This is a genomic window from Acinetobacter sp. YK3 (assembly GCF_001729365.1).
Classification (GTDB): Bacteria; Pseudomonadota; Gammaproteobacteria; order Pseudomonadales; family Moraxellaceae; genus Acinetobacter; species Acinetobacter vivianii.
This window is the reverse complement of sequence record NZ_LZPJ01000128.1, coordinates 20,835-28,693: the sequence shown is the minus strand read 5'-3', so window position 1 is coordinate 28,693 and position 7,859 is coordinate 20,835. Positions and strand designations below refer to the sequence as shown.

Here is a 7,859-nt window from a genome sequence, read left to right as displayed (position 1 = left end):
CGCCCCCACCAAATTTAAAAGGCAAGAACATCTTGCTTTTTTTATGGTTAGACCTGTTAGGCGCTAATCATGCAGTTTAGAGGATTGGTGTAATGGTAGCATGACGGTCTCCAAAACCGTTCGTCAAGGTTCGAGTCCTTGATCCTCTGCCAAATAAATAGAAGAGCCCTTGTGAAAACAAGGGTTTTTTTATTGTCTGAAATTTTATTCTATTTTTATTGTTTGAGTTGCTGCACATCATTGTTGTTATTCACCTCATTAAGTCCAAACTCTGATGAGTCGAATATTACAGCCGTAGTTTTCTATTATTGTTGATTCCCTTTAGAGCAAGTGAGTCTATTTTTTGAATAAATCCTCAAACAGTCATTTAAATAGTTTTCACATTGTCACTGTCAATGAATAAATTGCTAAAAAACAGCTCATTTTTTGCTTAATTTTAAATTTTGTATGGCAATTAGTTTTTGAATAATAGAGTGATCAATCTGAATATGCATCTGGTGATGCTATTTGATTTTGGTTTCAGGTTGATGAAAGTGGTCAAAAAAGACTTGCATAATTAAAGTCAGCTCAGCCGAAAATTGGCCTAGCTAGGGAAAATTTAATAATTAAGGAATAACAAATGTTGGTATTGTGCATGGTTCAGCAAGGAAAGCGTAATCTGGATGGCATTACGCAACGAGATCGTTACTGTGGGACTGGTTCATTTTTTAATGATTTAAAATAAGGACCAAATCGCATGATGATTATTCGTTATATCGAGCAGAAAGATATTCATGATCTTTACCATTTGGCGCAAAAAGCAGGTTTTGGTTTAACCTCCTTGCAACCTGATATGGAAATGCTGGCTGCCCGTATTGATCGGGCTGTAAAAACAGTGGAAGGCAAATTAGATAAGTCGGAGCAGGGTTATTTATTTGTACTGGAAGATACCGCTCTCAATAAAGTCGTGGGCGTGTGTGGCATTGAGGTGGCGCTCGGGTTAAAAGAACCGTGGTATAATTTTCATGTCGGTACACAAGTTCATTCCTCAGAGCCTTTGAATGTTTATAAAGCGCTACCGACCTTGTATCTCAGTAATAATCATACCAATTGCAGTGAACTCTGTACCTTATTTCTAGATCCTGATTATCGCTTAAACAAGAATGGTAAGTTCCTTTCCAAAGTTCGTTTTTTATTTCTATCCGCGTTTAGACGATATTTCGAAGAAACGATCGTTGCTGAAATGCGTGGATTTTCTGATGAGAATGGACATTCACCTTTTTGGGATGCAGTCGGCCATAAATTTTTTGATATGGATTTTGCCAAAGCGGATTATTTAAGTGGAACAGGCAAAAAAGTCTTTATTGCAGAGTTGATGCCACGTCATCCGCTTTATGTCGATATGTTGCCTGATGAGGCCAAAGCGGTGATTGGTGCAGTGCATCCGAATACGGTTCCCGCTTATAACCTCCTGATTGAAGAAGGGCTGCGTTATAAGGGCTATGTCGATATCTTTGATGGTGGTGCAACGCTACAGGCGGATATCGAAAATTTAAGGGCTATTAAAGAGAGTCATGTGGTTCAGGTGCAGGTCGAGCAATCTGATCTGATTGCTGTAGGGGATGAGCCTTATATCGTTGCCAATGATGATTATGACAATTATCGCGCCATCCTCATCTATAACCATCCAGAACATAATCAGGTGAAATTAAGTGAACAGCAAGCGCGTGAGTTGCATGTCAAAAATGGTGATTCGGTTCGGGTGTTAAATATCAATATTCATCACAAGTCATAAAGCGTGGCCTCTTGGCTATTCGGGCATATAAGCGTGAAATTTATTTGACTTGTATTGTATTTTTTATGGTGTGAATCTATCAGTAGAAATTTTTAACTTCTTATGGATAGGTGATAGCAAAGATTATTTACATAAAAAATCCCTCTAATAATTAAATATATTTCACGTTTAATTGCTTGCTAATTGAGCAGAAAAGCGAGGTCTGCTCCTAAAGTCGCTGATGAATAGGATATGATGCTTGCGCCTAAAATAATTTTGATCAATAAGAACAGATTTTAGTAGCTCAATAAGCAATGCATCGAAAGGATTTATAGGTGAGGTGAATGAACTAAAATATTCATTTTAAAATAATTTTATTGAACGAAATGGAATTTTTATATTAAAGCAGCTTAAAAATATTTTATTTTTATCAAGTGCTTATAACGGTTGTTGTAAGTTGGAGTAAGGATTACATGAGTCATAATAAAGAAAAGCAACTTCAGGATGAAGACCTGCCAGAGAATCAGCAGGATGAGGAAAAGTTACAACGCTCTTTGACTAATCGTCATATTCAGATGATTGCGATTGGTGGTGCAATTGGTACTGGTTTGTTTATGGGTTCTGGCAAGACCTTGAGCGTTTCGGGTACTTCCATTGTTTTAACTTATTTGATTATCGGCTTTTTCTTTTTCTTTGTGATGCGGGCGATGGGTGAACTGTTGCTGGCAAATACCAATTTTAAAACCTTTGCTGATTTTGCAACCGCGTATATAGGCCCTTGGGCTGGCTTTTTTCTGGGTTGGTCATATTGGGGGAACTGGATTATTACCGCAATCGCAGATGTCATTGTGATTGGTGGTTACATGCAGTTCTGGTATCCCGATGTGCCTGTTTGGATCCCGGCATTTACTTCGCTGGCGATTTTGACGATTTTGAATTTTGTCGCCGTCCGGATGTTTGGTGAGCTGGAGTTCTGGTTTTCCTTAATTAAAGTCTCTGCCATTATCCTATTTATCCTTGCAGGGATTTATTTAATTAGTACAGGCTTTACTTCTCCAAGCGGTGTCAAGGCTTCGATGAGCCACGTATTTGAAACTGAATCCATGTTCCCTTATGGCCTCACTGGCTTTTTGGCTGGGTTCCAGATTGCGATTTTTGCCTTTGTCGGGATTGAACTGGTGGGTACCACAGCGGCTGAAACCAAAGATCCACATAAATCACTGCCGAAAGCGATTAATTCAATTCCATTACGTATCCTGCTATTTTACGTCGGGGCGTTGGTATGTATTATTGCGGTGACCTCTTGGGCAAAAATTTCACCAGAAAAAAGTCCATTTGTTGAGATGTTCTCACTGATTGGCTTGCCGATTGCGGCGGGCTTGGTTAATTTTGTGGTGGCGACTTCGGCACTTTCTTCTGCCAATAGTGGTATTTTTGCGACCAGTCGTATGCTTTATGGTTTGTCATTGGATAATGATGCGCCTAAAAGTTTTAGTAAATTATCAAAAAGAAAAGTGCCGATTCGTGGGTTGGTTTTCTCCATGACTTGCGTCACCATCGGTACTTCGATTTTATTTATTGTACCTAATGTCATGACAGCGTTTACCATCATTTCAGCGCTGACTTCGATCTTATGTGTGTTTACCTTTATACTGATTGTTCTTTCTTACATTTGTTATCGTAAGAAGTTTCCTGAGTTGCATCAGCAGTCTAAGTTTAAAATGCCTGGCGGTTTAATCATGGCATGGTTCACGATGTCATTTTTGGTGTTTACCATCGTTATCTTGGCATTGGATCATGATACCTTAATTGCATTGGCGGTTTCACCAATCTGGTTTTTTGGTCTGTTTATTGCCTATCGCCGTAAAAAGAAAAAGATGCTGGAGCTGGATGTATTAAAAGCCAGAAGTATGGATTATGTTTAAGCAGGGTTGAGTAGAGCGGACCGAGTTTAAAACAAAAAAAGCAGAGCCGAAGCTCTGCTTTTTTATGTCATCAGTTAGATTTTGCTGATTAAATCATTGATCTGTTTTGCTTGTTCAGCTGCATTACCTGTGTAAGTTGCTGGTGTAAGCTCAGCTAGACGAGTACGCTCATCTTCTGGAACTTGAGCAAGTTCGTCACCTTTAACGAAGTTCACCATCATGTCGCGCGTCATAGCTTGACCACGAGTCAGGGCTTTTAATTTTTCGTATGGCTTTTCAACATTATAACGACGCATAACCGTTTGAATTGGCTCTGCAAGAACCTCTTGTGCTTGGTCTAAATCTTCATTTAAACGTGCAGCATTGAGTTCAAGTTTACCCACACCTTTTAAGCAGGCATCAAAAGCAATCAAGCTTTGCGCAAAACCAACACCCATATTACGTAATACAGTTGAGTCGGTTAAGTCACGCTGCCAGCGAGAAACAGGAAGTTTTTCACCAAGATGACCTAATACTGCATTGGCAATACCCAAGTTACCTTCAGAGTTTTCAAAATCAATCGGGTTTACTTTGTGCGGCATGGTTGAAGAACCAACTTCGCCATCTTTTAACTTTTGTTTGAAGTAACCAAGCGAGATATAACCCCAAACGTCACGGTTAAAGTCGATCAGAATCGTATTGAAACGACGTAACGCATCAAACAATTCAGCCATATAGTCATGTGGCTCGATTTGCGTGGTGTATGGGTTAAATGCCAAGCCTAAAGACTCAACAAATGCTTGTGCATGTGCAGCCCAGTCAATTTCAGGATAAGCAGAAAGGTGAGCGTTGTAGTTACCTACCGCACCATTGATCTTGCCGAGTAATTCAACATTTTCAAATTGTTTGATTTGGCGTGCTAAACGGTAAGCAACGTTCGCCATCTCTTTACCCAATGTGGTTGGGCTTGCAGTTTGACCATGCGTACGTGACAACATTGGCTGTTCAGCATGCGTGGTTGCTAAAGCTGAAATCGCATTGAGAAGTTGCTTCATGCTTGCAACTAAAACTTCACGACCATTTTTTAGCATTAATGCATGAGACAAGTTGTTAATGTCTTCAGAAGTACATGCGAAGTGAATAAATTCACCAGCATTTTTTAATTCATCAATGTTGGCAATTTTTTCTTTAAGGAAGTATTCAACTGCTTTTACATCATGGTTGGTGGTGCGTTCGATTTCTTTAATGCGATTTGCATCTTCTTCAGAGAAGTTGGTCACAATCGCATCTAGCGCTGCATTGGTTTCATTTGAGAATGGTGCAACTTCAATGATTTCTGCACGATTTGCAAGTGCTTGTAACCAACGCACTTCAACCGTGACACGAGCGTGGATTAAACCAAACTCAGACAAAAAAGGGCGTAGGGCATCGCATTTGCTAGCGTAACGTCCATCAAGTGGCGAGAGTGCGGTTAAAGCATTCATACAGATTCCTTAATTTTGGAATAAACATAAAAATAAAATCGTTGGCGCATCGGCTATACCACCTGATACTGCAAACGAGCGAGAGCTTGAATATCTTGCAATAATTTGCGTTTACTAAAGATCATACTCCACGAGCTGCCGCCAGATTGTTTCCATAAATGGGCCAGCTGTAAGCCTGTAAACAGGCAAGCTCGAATACGGTTGGTATGATTGATGTCTTTAAATGCTTCCGCATTACCACGGACTAAAATGCGTGGATTAATTTGGCCTGCGGTTTCAACATAAGTTTGTGCGAGGTTGGCAATAATGCTTGGGTGCAAATAATTATTATCGAAAAATGACAGTTGCTTTAAGATTTTTTGTTGGGCAGTTTCAATAATTTTGACGTATTCAGGATTGCTGTAGACTTTCTTTTCCAGCTGCAATAAAGCCATTGCATAGGACATTGGCAACTTGGCAGTCGACATTTTTGGAACTCGGGATTTCGGTGCAGTATTAAAAGGCTGGGTAATGCAGCCTTCTAAAGTTTTTAAACCGAGGGAAATGTCAGCAAGCTGATTAAAGAAATCGAGCGTTTGAGTCGCCTTATTTGAGGTTGGGCGAATGTTTAGGCTGGCCTTGATCAGTAATTCAAAATAAAAATTACCACTATCACCAATGCTTTGTTGGCCCGCCATCGCTGTCATATGCGTTAGCTGAGTTGCCTGAAAGACTGCCGCCAATGCCAAAGCACGGTTTTGTCTAACATTCAACGCTTGAGTGTGCTGAAAGGGTAACTCGACCATGCTTCGCTTCCAATTTCCTTAAATAAAATCTGGTTCAGGTGCATTAGTATGGTGAATCACACCACCGCCTAAGCAAACCTCTCCTGAGTAGAACACGACGCTTTGTCCTGGAGTCACCGCACGTTGCGGTTCATCAAATTCAACACGCACACCATTTTCAGTCTGTTCATCGCGGTAGATTGTACACGCTTGATCAGGTTGGCGATAACGGGTTTTTGCTGTGCAACGGAAACCAGTCGTTGGAATATCCTGTTCGCCAGCCACCCAGTCAATCGACTCACTCCAAAGCTGTGTGCTTTGCATCAATGGATGTTCATGTCCTTGTCCAATCACCAGTCGGTTATTGGCAATATCCTTATGCAGTACGAACCATGCACCTTCTTGCACACCTTTCATACCACCGATACCAATACCGCCGCGTTGACCCAGCGTATAGTACATTAAGCCGTGATGTTCACCAACTTCTTTACCTGATTCCAAAACAATTTTTCCAGCTTGGGCAGGTAAGTATTGTTTTAAGAAATCAGTAAAACGACGTTCACCAATAAAACAGATACCAGTGGAGTCTTTTTTCTTGGCAGTTGCCAGATCTAGTTCTTCTGCAATGCGACGAACTTCTGGTTTCTCGATTTCACCTACAGGGAACAAGGTCTTGTTAATTTCACGACCATGTACCGCATGTAAGAAATAAGTCTGGTCTTTATTGTTATCGACACCACGAAGTAAGGGTGCATAGGTCTCGCCACGCGAATTTTGCATGCTTGCACCACGACGCGCATAGTGACCTGTTGCAATAAAGTCTGCACCTAAAGTCATGGCATGGTCGAGGAACGCACGGAATTTAATTTCTTTATTACAGAGAATATCTGGGTTTGGTGTGCGACCCGCAGCATATTCAGCGAGAAAGTGCTCAAAGACACGATCCCAATATTCCATTGCAAAGTTGGCAGTATGCAGTTTGATGCCAATTTTATCTGCAACAGCCTGAGCATCTGCCAAGTCTTCTAATGCTGTGCAGTAATCCGTACCATCATCTTCTTCCCAGTTTTTCATGAAAAGACCTTCAACTTGATATCCTTGTTGAAGTAATAATGCGGCAGAAACAGAAGAATCTACACCACCAGACATACCGACGATGACACGTTGTTGCATCTAATTAAGCATCCAAATGAGAAGTTAATGAGGGAGAGAAAGGGTGCTCATAAATAAGCGATAAAGGATATTTTTTGCCAGCAAGGGCATCTTCAATAGCTTTTAAAACCAATGGACTACGCGCTCGTGCAGATTCTTGTAGTTCATCCAGATTCATCCACACAGCACCCACGATACCTGTATCCAGCTGCGCATTTTCTTCAATTGATGTGACATGCGCCAAAAAGCAAAAACGATAATAGGTACGATCGGGGAACATTGGAGGAGTGTAGGTATAGATCCCAAGCAGATGGTCGATTTCAACATGATGACCTGTTTCTTCCAGAGTCTCACGAATCGCTGCCTGAATAATGGTTTCACCACATTCTACATGACCAGCAGGTTGATTAAACACGGTATGTACAAAGCCTTCGCTGTGTTCTTCAACAAACAGAAAACGTCCGTCTTTTTCGACTACAGTGGCGACTGTGACATGAGGTGTCCAAGCGGTCATAGAAAGCACCATGGTTTTAAAAAATGTATTCTACAAAATTTGACTGTTTTTGGCTACATAGGAAGGCTAATTCGCTAAAGTGAAAGAAAAATATTTGCAGCTATCCGTGTGTATTTGATGTGTTGAGAATTGAAAAGGAATTGCTTCAAAAAAACAGAATGTGCTAGTGTGTTTTTTGACCGCAAGGTAAAAATAATAATCTCCACCAAGAAAAGTCAAGTTTGCTATGGCCTTTCAATGATTTAGAAGTAGAACAGATAATTAATTAGATTCATATACATCACACGG

At 40.6% G+C, this 7,859-nt stretch carries 6 protein-coding genes and 1 tRNA gene; 3 read left to right on the top strand and 4 right to left on the bottom strand.

Annotated features, from left to right (window positions below):
* Nucleotides 1-78 precede the first annotated feature (78 nt).
* The 3 genes from A9Z07_RS15460 to A9Z07_RS15450 all read left to right on the top strand — a co-directional run bounded on the left by A9Z07_RS15460 (nucleotide 79) and on the right by A9Z07_RS15450 (nucleotide 3,678).
* A tRNA-Trp gene (locus A9Z07_RS15460) sits at nucleotides 79-152 on the top strand.
* A 584-nt stretch (nucleotides 153-736) separates the two neighbouring features.
* Nucleotides 737-1,774, top strand: coding sequence for an arginine N-succinyltransferase (astA, locus tag A9Z07_RS15455; protein WP_047428798.1), 1,038 nt, complete (start codon nucleotides 737-739; stop codon nucleotides 1,772-1,774).
* Between the two features lie 452 nt (nucleotides 1,775-2,226).
* Complete coding sequence (locus tag A9Z07_RS15450; protein ID WP_069579757.1) at nucleotides 2,227-3,678, top strand: amino acid permease; 1,452 nt, start codon at nucleotides 2,227-2,229, stop codon at nucleotides 3,676-3,678.
* 74 nt (nucleotides 3,679-3,752) lie between these two features.
* Here A9Z07_RS15450 and purB read toward each other — a convergent pair whose 3' ends face one another.
* From purB to A9Z07_RS15430, 4 genes are read right to left on the bottom strand one after another with little or no spacing between them, the layout of a single operon-like run.
* Nucleotides 3,753-5,141 carry an adenylosuccinate lyase gene (gene purB, locus A9Z07_RS15445; RefSeq protein ID WP_005258584.1) on the bottom strand — a complete coding sequence of 463 codons (1,389 nt, stop codon included), beginning with the start codon at nucleotides 5,139-5,141 and terminating at the stop codon, nucleotides 3,753-3,755.
* A gap of 53 nt (nucleotides 5,142-5,194) precedes the next feature.
* Nucleotides 5,195-5,926, bottom strand: coding sequence for a high frequency lysogenization protein HflD (gene hflD / locus A9Z07_RS15440; RefSeq protein WP_004770483.1), 732 nt, complete (start codon nucleotides 5,924-5,926; stop codon nucleotides 5,195-5,197).
* A gap of 18 nt (nucleotides 5,927-5,944) precedes the next feature.
* Nucleotides 5,945-7,078 carry a tRNA 2-thiouridine(34) synthase MnmA gene (mnmA, locus tag A9Z07_RS15435; protein WP_047428793.1) on the bottom strand — a complete coding sequence of 378 codons (1,134 nt, stop codon included), beginning with the start codon at nucleotides 7,076-7,078 and terminating at the stop codon, nucleotides 5,945-5,947.
* A 4-nt stretch (nucleotides 7,079-7,082) separates the two neighbouring features.
* Nucleotides 7,083-7,571 carry an NUDIX hydrolase gene (locus A9Z07_RS15430; RefSeq protein ID WP_069579756.1) on the bottom strand — a complete coding sequence of 163 codons (489 nt, stop codon included), beginning with the start codon at nucleotides 7,569-7,571 and terminating at the stop codon, nucleotides 7,083-7,085.
* Between the last annotated feature and the right edge of the window lie 288 nt (nucleotides 7,572-7,859).